Source organism: Streptomyces candidus (assembly GCF_014207445.1).
Taxonomy (GTDB): domain Bacteria; phylum Actinomycetota; class Actinomycetes; order Streptomycetales; family Streptomycetaceae; genus Streptomyces; species Streptomyces candidus.
In genome coordinates, this window is sequence record NZ_JACHEM010000002.1 from 604,823 (window position 1) to 618,727 (window position 13,905).

The following is a 13,905-nucleotide window of genomic DNA, read 5'->3' on the forward strand; positions in this document are numbered from 1 at the left end:
CATCTGCGATCGGTCGGCACTGGAGCAACGGGGCTCTTCCGGATTCTTCAAGTCGCGGGTTCATCGACCCCTCCTTCGTCCATCCGGTCACTTGGCGCTGTGCGCGGTCAACCCGTGCTCGTTCGTGCTTATTTCGAGTTCGTCCGTCCCAACTGTCCGGCATCTGGCGTTCATCGGCGATCGCTTGCGAAAAGTCACATGTCTTCACAGGGGAATCGCAGATGGGTCTGCTTCGGTCCGAAGGATTCGACAAGCTTCTGGAGAAGGTCGCCACCGAGGCCGGGGAGTTCACCTCCGCCGGTGCCGCCGTCCGTCATCTGGCCACGATCGGTGAGCGGCTCACGCCGGAAGTGGCGCTCGGTGCGCTGCGTCCGGGTGAGCATCACCTGCTCGGAGCGGTGGAGGCGGCCGGCGCGCTGGTCGACGTATCGGCCGCGGGGGATGCGGGCGGCTACCGGTTCGGGCAGTTGAAGGCGGGCAAGGCCTGCCTCCTGGCTCCGGGGGAGGTGGGGGGTGCCGACCTGCGGGTCGTCGCCGGGATCCGCTGGCCCGAGGGTCCGCCGGACGGCCTTGAGGCTGTGTGTGCGGCGCTCGCCGAGGGCGCGGTCGCCGAGGTCGCGGCGGTCCTTGACTGGTTGTCGGAGCAGGGTCAGGAGTATGCGGCGGGTCTGGTGGCCCGCCTGCGGTTCCTGCTCCGGCATGTCGGGCCGATACGGCTCTACATAGGTGACGCCTGCTACACGAACCTCGGCAAGGACGGCAATCTCGTCGGCAAGTCCATCGGGGCCGAGTCCGATCGCTGCCGGATGAAGGTGCTCGCCGAGACCCCGCTGGGGGAGTGGCGTGCCGTCGACGCCTGTTTCGTCGTCTGCATGTCCGCGCTGATATCTTCCGGAACTCCCTCACGCACCGAGGAGTTCAGCGGCACACAGCTGCTGCCGGGCAGGCTCACGGAGTTCATCGAGGGGCGGATCCGGGCGTACGACGGTGCCGTTCCTTCTCCGGCGGCCTCGGGCTCCGCGGTGGGCAGGCTCTTCGAACTCGCCGACCACGCAAGGGAGCTGCGGCAGCGGAAGCTGGAGTCGGGGGCGGTGGTCTATCGGACCGTGCAGGCGATGACCATCAACAAGAAGGAGCACCTCTTCGACACCCCGGTCACCGGGGCGGACGTACCGGAGGCGTTCCTCGGCACCCTCGCGGATCTCGTGCCGTCTGCGCCGGACACCGTGCGCGGCGGGGACTTCGCCGTGGACTGGCAGCCGCTGTTCGACAGTGGTCCTTCGCCTTCGCAGCCAGGGTTCGGCAGCCGCTTCGAAGAGGTGCTGCACCGGCTGGTGGGTGCCGCCGCGTCCGCCACCGGCTCGGACGTCAGCATGTCCCGGGGACCGCGGGACATCCTGCGGCTGAGTTCGCTGCTTGCCGACGGCAGCATCGAACCGGGGCACTGGAAGACCAGCGAGTACTACTGCTGTGTCGTGCCCGGTGAGGACTTCCGTGAGCGGCTGGCCGCCGCGGGGGCCACCGCCGAACTGCCGCAGGTGGTGCGGGCGATCGCGGCCCGGATGCGCTGGAACGGCTGGCACTTCATGCCGCACGCGGCGGCCGTCTCGGACGACGAGAGCTTCGCCGAGCGCGACTGGTTCTTCGCCCCCTCCATGCCCGACATGACCGAGTGGACCTCGCACCACCACCAGGGGCACGTGGCCAACGGGGTACGGCACGCCATACGCGTACCCTTCGGCATCACCCTGGCGGGCGCGCACCGGCCGGGCGTGTACGACCTGCGGCTGATGCGCACGGAGGGCGACGTCTACGGGCTGCGTGAGCTGCGGTCGGCGATCGCGATGGGCGAGGTCCTGCGCGGCTACTACCAGGAGCACGCCGTCCGCGTCGAGAAGAGCGAAGAGCCGTTCGTGGTCGAGGACTTCGGAAACCCCTGGTACCAGGGCCGGTACGGTACCGAGGCGAACGCGCAGGCGAGCACGGCGAACGAGAAGGGTGTCTGACCCCATGACCACAGCTGCGAACCCCCCCACCACGGCCGAGGGCCCCGCGGTGCTCTTTCTGGGCCTGCGCCGCTCGCCCCTGGAGTGGCGTGCCGAGATCGAGGCTGCCGGCGCCTGCGGACTGAGCGTCCATGTCGCGTCGGACGCCGACCTGACCCACACCGAGCTGCCCGAGCGGCGGCGCGGGTCCTTCGACCGTGCTGCGGCGCTCGCCGACCAGGCGACGGAGGCCGCGCGGACCGTGCGGGCCCAGCAGACAAACTCCGGTGCGGACGTGGCCGCGGTGGTCTGCTGGGGCGACAAGTACGTCGGCCTCACCGCGCTCCTCGCCGAGAGGTTCGGGCTGCGCGGCGTCGGCACGGCCGCCGCGGATCGCGCCACGGACAAGGTCGCCCAGCGCCGGGCGATGGAGCCGTTCGGCCTCAACCCGCCCTGGCGTGCGGGCCGCACGGTGGATGATCTGCGTTCCGTGACGGCAGAGCTCGGAGCCGCGGGCAGGCCGCTGGTGTTCAAGTCCGCGCACTGTTCCGGTGGCCGGGGCATGGCCGTGATCGGCCCGGACTCCGACCTGGCCGAAGTGTGGGCGCTGACGTCGACGAACTACTCGGGCACCACCGACTTCCTGGTGGAGGAGTACGTCGAGGGCTCCGAACACTCGGTGTCGGGCGTCGTGCACGACGGCACGGTGCGGATCCTGGGCGTCACCGACAAATACCTGGATGGACCACTGTCCGCGTCGTGGGCGACAGCGGTCCCCTCCGCCCGCACCCAGACGCAGGTCAAGGAGTTGCGGCAGGCCGCCGAGCAGGCCGTGCTCGCGATCGGTCTGCGCACGGGCGGCTTTCACGCAGACCTGCGGTTCGGACCCCAGGGGCCGGTGGTCCTGGAGGTGGGCGGGCGGCTGGGCGGCGACCTGATCAACTCCCACCTCATCCCGTACGCACACCAGGAAGCGGTGCGGCCGTACGAGAGCCTGCTGGCGCTGCTCGCCGGTGGGGAGCTGCCCGACGAGCCCCGTGAGGCGGAACGAGGCGCGGCCATGGTGCTGTTGCCGAAGGCGGGGCGCCCGGTGCAGGACGTAGTCATGTCCGTGCGTGCGCGACCCGGCGTCGTCCTCGCCGAGGACTGGCCGGGCACCGACTCGGTGGTGGCCGTCGTCGTCACCGACGAGCCCGCAGAGCTGCCCGGTGCGGTGGCGGGCCTGCGCGAGTCGGCCTGTTGAGCGCCGGTGGGCCCCGCACTCCGCTGGTCGGAATCCTCGCCTGTCACAAGGAACGGGCCAACGGCACGACGTACTCGCGGGTCAATGACCATCTGACGGAGCCGCTCCTGGCGCACGCGGACGTGGCGGCCGTACTGCTGCACACGGTGCGGCCCGAGCACGCGGCAGAAGTGCTGGCACGCCTGGACGGCCTCGTGCTGCCGGGCAGCGGGTCCTTCGTACATCCGGAGCGTTATGGCGGGCGGGAAGCGGATGGCGTGCCGGACCGGGAGTACGACCTGCCCAGGGACGCGACGGCCGCGGCGCTGCTGCGGGCGGCCGACGCGCTTCCCGCTCTGCCCGTCCTCGCGAGCTGCCGGGGGCTGCAGGAACTCGTCGTACACCAGGGCGGCACGCTCGAAGCGGTACCCGCGTCGGACGTGAAGCACCGGCTGCGGGCGGGTGTGGACGGGCCCGACCGCTGGGCGCCCGCACACACTGTGGAGGTACGACCGGGCGGACTGCTGGCCCCGCTGGTGCAGCCGCGTCAGGATCCGGGCGCCGTGCCGGTCAACTCGCAGCACAGCGACCGGGTCGCCAAGGTGCCCGGCCAGGTGTTCGTCGAGGCGACGGCTGCGGACGGCACCGTCGAGGCCGTCAGCGTCGGTGCTCCGGAGCGCTTCGTGCTCGGCGTGCAGTGGCACTTCGAGCACCACACCGATCAATCGCCCCTGGACCGGGCGGTGCTGGCCGCCTTCGGCCGACGCTGCCGGTCCTGGATGGAGTCGAGGCAACAGCAGTGAACGTGCCAGGAAGCAACACCGTACGGGCGGCCGGACCGGCCGCGGTCGACCACGAGGCGCTCGCCGCCACCGCGCTCGCCGCGGTGGGCTGCGGCCCCGAGGAACTGCTCTTCCTCGCCGGTTCGACGACCGACGGGCTCGCGAACCGCAACTCCGACCTCGACCTGTACGTCGTGGGCGACTTCCGGGTGACGGGCTCGGAGACGGCCGCACGCCAGGGCGAACGGACCGCGACGGTCGCCTTTCACGAGGGCCGGGAGGTGAATGTCGCGGTGCTCGACCCGGCAGCGCTCGACCGGCTGCGGAACGACTTCCGGGCCGCGGTGGCCAGCCTGTCGGAGCAACAGGGCATCGCGCAGTTGGTCGACGGGGACAATCTCAAGATCCTGCACCGCGTACGCACCGGCCAGGCCCTGCGCCGTCCCGACCGGCTTCAGGAACTATGTGACGACCTCGGCACCGGTGACCTGCCGCGCTACCTTCTGAACGTGGCCGCCGTGGCCGCCGTCAACCGCCTCAACGACGTGTCGGGGGAACTCGCCGACGGGCACGCCGAGTCGGCGGCCTGGATGTACCGGGAAGCCCTGGTGCACACCGGACAGTGCGCGCTCGCCGCCGCAGGCGTGACCGTTCCCTCGGTCAAGTGGCTGGTACGGCTCCTGCGACGCGAGGCGGAACGCGGGCCCGCCAGCCAGTCCGCGCCCACCCCCGTCCTCGCGCCAGCCCGGTGCGCGGCGCACACCGCCCGCCGACTGCTCGATCCGCCCGCCGACACGGCCGCCGCGCTCCAGGAGACGCGGGCCGAACTCGCCGCCCTGATCGACTCGGTCGGCGAGCAGGCAGGCCCCTACATACGCCTCGTGGCCCGACCGAAGCTGGGATGACGCCGATGAACCTCGTCGAGCTGTACGACATACCCGACGCGGTGCTGCCCCGTGAACCGCGCCTCGGCGGTTCCTGTGTCGCCGTGCCCGCCGACCGCCTCGCGTCCCTCGCCCGGTCGGGCCCCGCGGTGCTCGGCCTGCGGCCCGGCCTCGCGGGCACCGACGGTTTCACCGCCTCGCTCCTGAAGGAGCTGCGCGCACTGGTGGGCCTGCCGGACGGGCACAGTTGCCTCCTCGTACCCGTGGTGCCGCAGACCCTGGCCCAGCAGTTCGGCCGGGAGAAGTGGGCGATGGCCCACGACGTCGTGCCCCGGCCGGTCGCCGGAGCGGCCCGGCCCTCCGGCGCCGCCGGACCCGGCGGGTGGAGCGCCGCGGATCTCACGGGCTCCTCCTGGCCGCTGGCCGAGGGGCTCCTCGCGGAACTGGACGTGGCGGCCTTCTGCCCCGGCGCGCTGCTCGGCGTCGTGCCCGGCAGCACCGTCCTGACCCTGTCCCCGCGGGCGGCCGAAGCAGCCCGCGGGGAGGAGGACAGCGGCCCCTTCGGCGTCCGCGCCCTGCTCGACGCGGACGCACCCGGCACGCCACGCCCCAGCGCCTCGGACCTGATGATGCTCGCCCACGGCGTGCGGACCCTGGCCGAGTCCCACCCCGAACGCCTGGAGGACGAGGTCGGGGCGCGCCTCGCGCTGGTCCGCGCGCGCACCGCGGGCCGCTCCTGGCTGGCCGGACCGCCCTACCGACGGGGCCGCGACCTCGCGTGCGTCCTGCCCACCACGCTCAGCCCGGCCGCCGTAAGGGAACTGGTGGAGTACCTGGAGAGCCGGGCCCTGGTGTACGGGCTCGCCGACCCGGACCTGCCGACCGCCCTGCGCGTCGGGCTCGGCCGCACGTGCGACGACGACGACCTCGTACGGCTCACCGGACTGCTCGACGTCCTGCTGGAGGAGGCCCGATGAGTGCTGCCGGAGAGACCGCGACGCACACGGGCGCCCTGCTCATCCTCAAGCCCGACATCCTCTCCGGGTCGTGCGCGCGCTGCCCCGCCGCGTCGGCCCGCGACACCGTACGCGGACTCCTTTCCGTGTACGAGCCGACAGCCGAGGACGTCTACGAGGTGGACACCTCCGGGCAGGCCGTCGCCTGGGCCCTGCGCAACATCGAGCGCAAGGTCCGCGCCAGGGACTGGTACGTCCGCACCCTGAGCGACCCCGGCCGCGATCTGGCCGCCCTGCGGGGACTGCTGACCGGGCCGCTCCTCAACCCGGCGGGCGAGGACACCGTGCGCACGGCAGACCTGGTGCTCGGCGTCGTCGACGCTCTCGGGTTCACGGTCGTCGACCGGCTGCGCGCCCGCTGCACCCAGCGCGACTTCCTGGGCCTGTACGCGGACAACACCCACTTCACCCGGCTCGCCGGAAGCCTGCGTGACTACCTGGTCGGGCAGGAGGTCGACATCTGCCGGTGCGCCGGGGAGCAGGAGCTGTCCACCCTCCACATCTTCAAGGAGATGGTGCGCCGCGTCGTGCGGTACCCCACCACCCACTACGACGCGGTGGAGAACCTGCTGCACGTCTCCGACCCCGGTGCCGCCGACTGGACGTACTTCCTCAACTCGGCCTTCGGGGAACGGAAGAGGGCCGCATGAGCACGGTCGGGAGCCTGCGCCGACGCTTCACCGCGGCGGACGCGCTGATCCTGTTGAACGGTGTGTCCACCTTCGGCTCGGGCCTGGTCTACCCCTACACCGCGCTGTACCTCTCGGATCTGCCCGCGATGGGCACGGCCGGCGTCAGCATCTTCTACGGCGCCGCCGCCGCGGCCAACCTGGTGACCGCGGGCGTGCTCGCCGCCGGCTGGCTCACACCGCGGCCCACCCGCCTGGGGTTGGCCGGGACGCTGATGCTCGCCGTGGGCTTCCTGGCGACGGCGGCGGCCGGGTCGCTGACCGCGCTGTTCGTGGCCGTGCTGTTCATCGGCTGCGGCCAGGGCTGTCTGCTGGTCTCCATGGTGCCGGTGCTCAGCACGCTGACACCGCCGGAGCAGCGTCGCTCCGTCTTCGCGCGACGCTACCGGGCCATCAACGTGGGCCTGGGACTCGGTGCGGTCGTCGCCGGTCTGACCACGGGGTTCTTCGCCACCGCTGTGGTGCCGTGGCTGTTCGTCGCCAACGCGCTGAGCTATCTGCCCCTCGCGTACGCCTTCCACCGGCTGCGCGCGCGAGAGCGGCGCGAGGAGGCCGGGGCCGCCGAACGCCGGGCCTCCGCGGCACCCGGAGGAGAAGCCGTCGGGGCATCGTCGGGGGCGGCCGGCGGGCGACTGAAGTGGCTCGGGGCCGCGGGAGCGCTCGCGGTGCTGTTCCAGCTCGGCGCCTACCTCTTCGGGCACAGCCAGTTCGAGGCGACCTCGCCGCTGGTCGCGGTACGGCTCATGGGCATCGGGCTCGGCACGGTCTCCGCGCTGTTGCTCGTGAACACCGCCGTCGTCGCACTGGGGCAGGGCTGGGTCACCCGCCTGCTGAGCAGTCGCGACGAGACGTTCGGGCTGCGGACCGCGGTCCTGCTGTGGGTCGCCGCGTACGTCGTGGCCATGGGGTCGTCGTTCGGCCCGCTGCCGTTGCGGTACGCGGGGCTCCTGCTGTTCGCCGTGGTCTTCGCGCTCGGTGAGTGCGCGTACTCCTGCTCGTTCCACCCATGGCTGATCGGCTCCGTCGAGCCGAAGGACGTCACCCGGATCTCCGCCCTGGCCAGTGGCGCCATGGGCATCGGTACGGCCGCGGGACCCTCGATCGGCGTCGCCCTGACCCTCACGGGCGAGGCCTCGGTGGTGTGGCTGGGACTCGCCTCGTTCTGCCTGCTGCTGCTGTTCACCCTCGGCCGGCGCGGCCTCGCGGTGCAGAGACCCGGCGCCACACCTGCCGACGCCACGCCCGAACAGACACCCGCGTCACACACAGAGGAAACGACATGACGGACACACTGCTGCTGGTCGGCGCGGGCATCATGGGCCGCGGCTACGTCGCCGCCGCACGGGACCTCGACGTGCGGACCGTACTGCTCGACGACGAGGCCTGGCGCGAGCGGCACGAGCAGCATGTCGCGCACTTCGAGACGCCTGCCGGCGCCACCGAGACGCACTGGCTGCGGGCCGCGCTCGACCTCGCCGACCGGCACCCGCCGCACGGGGCCGTGCCGTTCGCCGAGCAGCACGTGATGGCCTCGGCGCGGGTACAGGATCTGCTGGGGCTCCCGGGGCCGTCCCTCGCCGCCGCCGAGGCGAGCCGCAACAAGGCAGTCCAGCGCGCCCTGTTCGCCCACGCGGGGCTGCCGCAGCCCGACCACGCCGTCGTCGACGACGTGGAGCGGGCCGCCGAGTGGAGCCGCGGCCGTTACCCGGTCGTCGTCAAACCGCTGCGGGGCGCGGGCAGCGCCGGGGTGCGCTGTGTGGCGGACGAGGACGCGCTCCGCGCGGACCTGGCCCGCCGGGACGTGGGCCAGCAGGTGCTGATCGAGGAGTACCTGGACGCTCCCGAGTACAGCTGGGAGGGGCTCGTCGAGAACGGCACGGTGATCTTCGGCAACCACACCCGCAAGGTGACCACCGGGCCCCCCGAGTTCGTCGAACTGCAGCACCGGCTGCCCCACCGCCCCGCCGACCGCGAGCGCGTCGACGGGCAGACGGCGGCGCTGGTGGCCGCCGCCGGCATCCGCACCGGCATCGTCCACCTGGAGTACCGGGACGACGGCACCGTCCTGAAGCCCATGGAGTTCGCCGTGCGCACCCCCGGCGACCACATCCTGGAGCTGATGTGCCGGGCATACGGGCACGACTTCTTCCGCAGCGTCATCGAACTGGCCCTCGGGCGCGAGGTCGGTCTCCCCTCGGAACGGCCCCGCGCGGCCGGCGTACTGTTCCTGCCCGCCCCCCGCCCCGGCCGCATCACGGCCGTGGACGGCGTGGAGGCGGCGCAGGAGCGTCCCGACGTGGTGCGGGTCGGCCAGAAGAAGCATGCGGGTGACGTGCTCACCGGCCTCCACTCGTCCGGCGACCGGGTCGCCCACGCGCTGCTGCTCGCGGACACGCCCGCCGGGGTGGACGCGGCGGCCGACGCCGTGCTCCGGCAGATCAGCATCCGGGTCGAGCCGGCCGATGCCGTGCCCGCGCCGGCTGCCGTACCCAAGAACGCACCCGGCGAGCCGCCCCGGATCGCCGAGGACGGCCCCGTCGTCGTGCTCTGCAAGTGGCGGCCCGACATGGTCAGGGCGCTGCTTGCCGCGACGCCCAACCTCCATCTCGTTCTGGAGCACTCCGAGCTGGCGACCGCTGCGGCGTCGCCGGGGCTGATAGCCGCCGCGCGCTCCGTGCACCGCGTCTCCGACATCGACTCCGTCGAGGAACTGACCGGGGTCGCCGTCGACCTGGCGGTCCGGGGAATCGGGGTCGACCAGGTGCTGTCCTTCTCCGAGGACGGGCAGCTCGGCGCCGCCCAGATGCGCGCGTTGCTCGGCTGCGGCGGTGCGAGCGCGCAGATGCGGGCGGGGGTGCGCGACAAGCGCATGATGAAGCACCTGGTGGCCGCCGCCGGCGTACCGGTGACCGAGTGGGCGTCGCTGCCGACCGACGTCACCTTCGCCGACGGCGACACCTCGCCCGACGTGGGGTTCCCCGCGATCGTGAAGCCCGCGTTCGGCTTCGGCACCATGAGCACGACCCGCGTCGAGAACGCCGAGGAGCTCGCCGGCGTCCTGCGCGACCTGGCGAAGCCCGACCGGCTCGCCTCGGGCCACCTCATCCTCGAACGCTTCGTGTCCGGCCGCGAACTGCACATCGACGCCCTGTGGCGGGAGGGCAAGCCGCTCTTCCTGACCGTGAGCGCGTACTACGTGCCCCGGCTCGACCACGTTGCCACCGACGGAGCCGCGGACGAGGCCCCGCCGGGCCGGGACGGCTCGTACATCCTGGCTCCCGAGGAGCACCCCGAACTCTACGAACGTATCCGCACGATGCATACGAGCGTCAACGAGGCCCTGGGCATCGACACCGCCGTCACCCACCTGGAGGTCTTCGAGACCCCCGCGGGCGACCTCCTCTTCTCGGAGATCGCCACCCGGATCGGCGGCGGCTGGATTCCCGACATGCTCACCGCCCGGCTCGGCCGGAGTGTCTTCGACACCGTCGCCACCGGGCTGCTCTACGGCGACACCGGGTTCAGCGGCTCCGGCGGGGCGGACGGGTCCGACGCGGACGCCGTGCCCGCCCCCCGGCACATCGGCGCGCTGCACCTGCGTCCGGCCCACGCCGGGACCGTTACCGGCCTGCCGTCGGGCGAGCAGATCGAAGCGGTCGAGGGAGTCATCGGCTGGCGTCTGATGAAGGAGGTCGGCGACCGGGTCGGGTTCTCCCATGCCATGGACTGGTGCCTGATGGTGGTCGTGGGCGCGGACACGACCCAGGAGTTCGAGGCGGCCCTCGACCGGGTCGAGACCGAGCTGACCATCGAGGTGGACCGTCGTGCCTGAGCTCGGGCCAGGCGCCCGGCCCGGAGCGCGCTCTGTCGTCGTCTTCGTGGGCCTGCGCAAGAATCCGCTGGAGCACCGGCCCGCGTTCGAGGCCGCCCACCGCGAGGGCTACGCGGTGGTGCTGCTGGCGGCCCGCCCGCCGGCCGGGCTGCCGGGAGCGTTGCTCGCCGAGGCGCGGGCGGTCGACCCGCACGACACGGCCGTGTTCGACGCCGTGGTGGACGAGATCGCGGTCAGACACTCCGTCGCCGGCGTCGTCACCTGGTCGGACGCGGGTGTGGAACCGGCGGCTCGCGCTGCCCGCCGCCTGGGGTTGCCGGGCATCACGCCCGCGGCCGCCCGGCTGGCTCGCAACAAGTACCTCATGCGCCAGGCGCTCTCCGGCCAGCCCCACCTGATACCCCGTTACGCCCGGGTACGGACGCTGCGGGATGCCGAACAGGCGCTGGAACACGTCGGGTTCCCGGCCGTCCTGAAACCCGCGGCCGGCAGCGGCAGCAAAGGCATCTTCCTGTTGCGCTCGGCGGGAGATCTGCCGCCCGCGTTCGCCGAACTGGACCGGCTCACCGGCGCCGACGGGGACAGCATCTTCCGCAACGACCGCGGGGAGCTCGTACTCGAAGAACTGCTCGGAGGCAGCGAGCACAGCGTCGAAGGCTTCGTGCACCGGGGCGAAGTGACGGTCTGCGGAATCACCGACAAGACCACCACCGAGCCGTTCCGTCTGGAGCTGGCGCATCAGCACCCCAGCGCGTTGCCCCCCGCGGCCGCCTCCGCCGTGCGCGCGCTGACCCGCGAGGTCGTGGTTGCCCTGGGCTTCGACGACTGCGCCTTCCATCTGGAGTGCATGTACGACGAGGAGACGGGGACCGCCCGGCTCGTGGAGGTGGCCGCACGTGCCGGCGGGGACTTCATCGGCTCCCACCTGGTCGGGCTTGCGAGCGGGGTCCCCTTCCACGAGAACGTGATCCGGGTGGCGACCGGCCGTGCCCCGCGTGTGCCGGACCGCCCACCGCTGCACGCCGGACTGCGCAAGATGATGGCTCCGGCGGCGGGGAAGCTGGTGCGGGTCGACGGACTGGACACGGCGCTTGGCGTCACCGGGGTCCAGCACGTCGTTCTCGACCGCGCTCCCGGCACCACCGTCAAGCTCCCACCCGAGCACTTCTCCTCCAGCGCTGTCGGTGCGGTCATCGCGACCGGCGACAGCGCGGAGTCTGTGGCGAACGCGTTGCGAGCCGCGACGGACGCCCTGCACGTGGAGATGGCACCCGGGCCCGAAGGACACGCGCCGGGGGAGGCCTCGACGCACGGCTGACTCCGCGAGGAACAGGCCGGTGCCACGACTTCCAGAGGGGCGGGGGGCGCCGCCTCGCGGCTGACCGGCTGGGGCTCATCCGGAGCGCCCCTGCCCGCCCCGCCCGCCGGAAAGCCGGGAGCACCGGCCGGACAGGGCGGGCAAGCGGCCCGACTTCTTCCGCCCCGGACACCAGCACGTTCCCCTATCGGCCAGGGGCTTGCTGCCCGCTCCGTGGTACGAGGCCGTCCGCGATCAGGCCTGCGAGGACCGCTTCGCCCAAGGCGTGGACGGCGGACTGCGGGCGGACCATCACCGTGAACTCCTTGATGCGGCCTGCCATGCCGAAGTGCAGGAGGTCGATGCCGTGGATCTCCTTGCCGTGCACGGTGGCCCGGAAGACGAGGGTCGTGGCGGGGGCTTCGCTGCCGTCCGTGCTGGTTTCGGCCGCGCCCTCGAAGTGCCCGACGTACCGGAAGTCCTCGAACGTGCGGAGCAGTACGCCGAAGAGGCCCAGCACCATCGGCCGGCCCTCGAACGGGGTGAACTTCACCGGGCTGTACAGGCGGACGTCCTCGGTGAAGAGGTCCTCCAGGGCGCCGAGATCCCCCTTCTCCACAGCGCTGCGAAAGCGTGCGGCGGTCTCCATGACTCCTCCTCGTACTCAGAGATATGATTAGTCAGTTTCTTGAGTATGGTGCGGGGAGATCCACGAAAAGGGAAGGGGGCCTCGATGGCTTTGCGTCATGCCGTGCTGGCGGCCTTGCTGGACGGCGAGTACAGCGGCTACCAACTCGCCAAGGCGTTCGACGTCGGCGTCGCGAACTTCTGGTACGCGCAGCCGCAGCAGCTGTACGCGGAGCTGGCCAGGCTGGAGAGGGACGGGCTGGTGGCCGGACGGCAGGTGGTGCAGGAGACCCGGCCCAACAAGCGACTGTTCCGGGTCACGGACGCCGGGCTCGCCGAACTGGAGAAGTTCGCGGCCGCCGCGTCGAAGCCCTCGTTCGTACGCGACGATCTCCTCGTCAAGGTGCAGGCCGTCGATCATGTCGGCATCGGTCCGGTGCTCGAACAGCTGGCGGAGCGGGTGCGTGCGGCCGAGGCCCGGATGGAGCTCTTCGGCAAGCTGCTGCGGAAGATGCGCGGCGAGACGCCGGAGGAGGAGTTCCTGCGCGGCGGGGAGCGGATCGGGCCGTACCTGACCTGTCTGCGCGGTCTCGCCTTCGAACAGGGCAACCGGGACTGGTGCCTGCGGATCTCGGCCGTGCTGACGGAGAGGAAGGGTGCGAGTGAACACCGCTGAGCAGCCGAGAACGGACGGATTCCGGCGGTACGTGGCCCTGGGCGACAGCCAGACCGAGGGGCTCGGCGACGGTGACGACGTCGGCGGCCTGCGAGGGTGGGCCGACCGGCTCGCCGAGCATCTCGCCGCCGTCAACCCCTCGCTCCAGTACGCCAATCTCGCCGTACGGGGACGTGTCGCCGGTCAGGTCCTGGCCGAGCAGCTGGGGCCCGCGCTGGACCTCCGCCCCGATCTGGCCTCCGTCGTCGCCGGCGTCAACGACCTGCTCAGGCCGCGTTTCGACGCGGACCGGACCGTGCGGGAGCTGGAGGAAATGTTCGCGGCACTCACCGCCGCCGGGGCGCACGTCGTGACGCTGACCGTTCCCGACATCGGGAGGATCGCGCCGGTCGCCCGGCCGGTCAGGCATCGGGTGTTCGCACTGAACGCCCGGATCCGCGTCGCCGCAGCCCGGCACGGTGTCACCGTCGCCGACACCGCCGTGCACGCCGTCGCCACCGATCCGCGGCTGTGGAGTGCGGACCGCCTCCACGCGAGCCCGCTCGGTCACGAGCGGATCGCCGCGGCCGCCGCGTACGCCCTGCGGCTGCCCGGAAGCGACGACACCTGGGCACGGCCCCTGCCCCCGCAGGAGCTTCCCGGCCGAGGACAGGCCGCCGCGGCGGAACTGCGCTGGGCCGCAGGTTTCCTCGGGCCATGGCTCCTCCGCCGGCTGTACGGACGGTCCTCCGGCGACGGCCGTACCGCGAAACGCCCCCGGCTCATGCCCTTGGACGCCGGACCCGGGTCCCCCGAGGAAACCGGGCTGCGCACAGGGGTGTAGGGGGTGGCGGCTGAACCGGTCCGGTGTCCGGGCGAAACGCCGGCCCCCGCACGCGCGCGGGGTGCCGCCGCA

At 72.2% G+C, this 13,905-nt stretch carries 12 protein-coding genes; 11 read left to right on the forward strand and 1 reads right to left on the reverse strand.

The genetic code is table 11. The features are described 5' to 3' along the window. Positions 1-221 precede the first annotated feature (221 nt). The 9 genes from HNQ79_RS05725 to HNQ79_RS05765 are packed head-to-tail and all read left to right on the forward strand — an operon-like array spanning position 222 to position 11,728. Positions 222-2,006: a hypothetical protein gene (locus tag HNQ79_RS05725; protein WP_185027506.1), complete on the forward strand. Its 1,785-nt coding sequence runs from the start codon at positions 222-224 to the stop codon at positions 2,004-2,006. A gap of 4 nt (positions 2,007-2,010) precedes the next feature. Next, entirely contained in the window at positions 2,011-3,228 is a 1,218-nt protein-coding gene (locus HNQ79_RS05730) for an ATP-grasp domain-containing protein (RefSeq protein ID WP_185027508.1), read from the forward strand. Next, on the forward strand, positions 3,225-4,010 hold the full coding sequence (locus HNQ79_RS05735) for a gamma-glutamyl-gamma-aminobutyrate hydrolase family protein (protein ID WP_185027510.1): 786 nt from the start codon (positions 3,225-3,227) through the stop codon (positions 4,008-4,010). The genes HNQ79_RS05730 and HNQ79_RS05735 overlap by 4 nt, the downstream gene beginning before the upstream one ends. After that, positions 4,007-4,894 carry a hypothetical protein gene (locus HNQ79_RS05740; protein ID WP_185027512.1) on the forward strand — a complete coding sequence of 296 codons (888 nt, stop codon included), beginning with the start codon at positions 4,007-4,009 and terminating at the stop codon, positions 4,892-4,894. The genes HNQ79_RS05735 and HNQ79_RS05740 overlap by 4 nt, the downstream gene beginning before the upstream one ends. Then, entirely contained in the window at positions 4,891-5,850 is a 960-nt protein-coding gene (locus HNQ79_RS05745; protein WP_185027514.1) for a hypothetical protein, read from the forward strand. The genes HNQ79_RS05740 and HNQ79_RS05745 overlap by 4 nt, the downstream gene beginning before the upstream one ends. Further along, entirely contained in the window at positions 5,847-6,539 is a 693-nt protein-coding gene (locus HNQ79_RS05750) for a hypothetical protein (protein WP_185027516.1), read from the forward strand. The genes HNQ79_RS05745 and HNQ79_RS05750 overlap by 4 nt, the downstream gene beginning before the upstream one ends. Continuing rightward, positions 6,536-7,861 (forward strand): MFS transporter, encoded by a 1,326-nt coding sequence (locus HNQ79_RS05755; protein ID WP_185027518.1) that lies wholly within the window; start codon positions 6,536-6,538, stop codon positions 7,859-7,861. The genes HNQ79_RS05750 and HNQ79_RS05755 overlap by 4 nt, the downstream gene beginning before the upstream one ends. Beyond that, the gene (locus HNQ79_RS05760) at positions 7,858-10,410 is read left to right on the forward strand and encodes an ATP-grasp domain-containing protein (RefSeq protein WP_185027520.1); all 2,553 of its coding nucleotides are present in this window, start codon (positions 7,858-7,860) and stop codon (positions 10,408-10,410) included. The genes HNQ79_RS05755 and HNQ79_RS05760 overlap by 4 nt, the downstream gene beginning before the upstream one ends. Beyond that, positions 10,403-11,728, forward strand: coding sequence for an ATP-grasp domain-containing protein (locus HNQ79_RS05765; RefSeq protein WP_185027522.1), 1,326 nt, complete (start codon positions 10,403-10,405; stop codon positions 11,726-11,728). The genes HNQ79_RS05760 and HNQ79_RS05765 overlap by 8 nt, the downstream gene beginning before the upstream one ends. 184 nt (positions 11,729-11,912) lie before the next feature. Here the strand turns inward: HNQ79_RS05765 and HNQ79_RS05770 are convergent, their stop codons facing one another. Continuing rightward, positions 11,913-12,356, reverse strand: a complete 444-nt coding sequence (locus HNQ79_RS05770) for a nuclear transport factor 2 family protein (protein ID WP_185027524.1) — start codon at positions 12,354-12,356, stop codon at positions 11,913-11,915. An 84-nt stretch (positions 12,357-12,440) separates the two neighbouring features. On the opposite strand from HNQ79_RS05770, the gene HNQ79_RS05775 reads away from it, so the two are divergent. Both HNQ79_RS05775 and HNQ79_RS05780 read left to right on the forward strand, forming a co-directional pair. Continuing rightward, the gene (locus HNQ79_RS05775) at positions 12,441-13,010 is read left to right on the forward strand and encodes a PadR family transcriptional regulator (protein ID WP_185027526.1); all 570 of its coding nucleotides are present in this window, start codon (positions 12,441-12,443) and stop codon (positions 13,008-13,010) included. After that, on the forward strand, positions 12,991-13,833 hold the full coding sequence (locus HNQ79_RS05780) for an SGNH/GDSL hydrolase family protein (protein ID WP_373312450.1): 843 nt from the start codon (positions 12,991-12,993) through the stop codon (positions 13,831-13,833). The genes HNQ79_RS05775 and HNQ79_RS05780 overlap by 20 nt, the downstream gene beginning before the upstream one ends. Positions 13,834-13,905 lie beyond the last annotated feature (72 nt).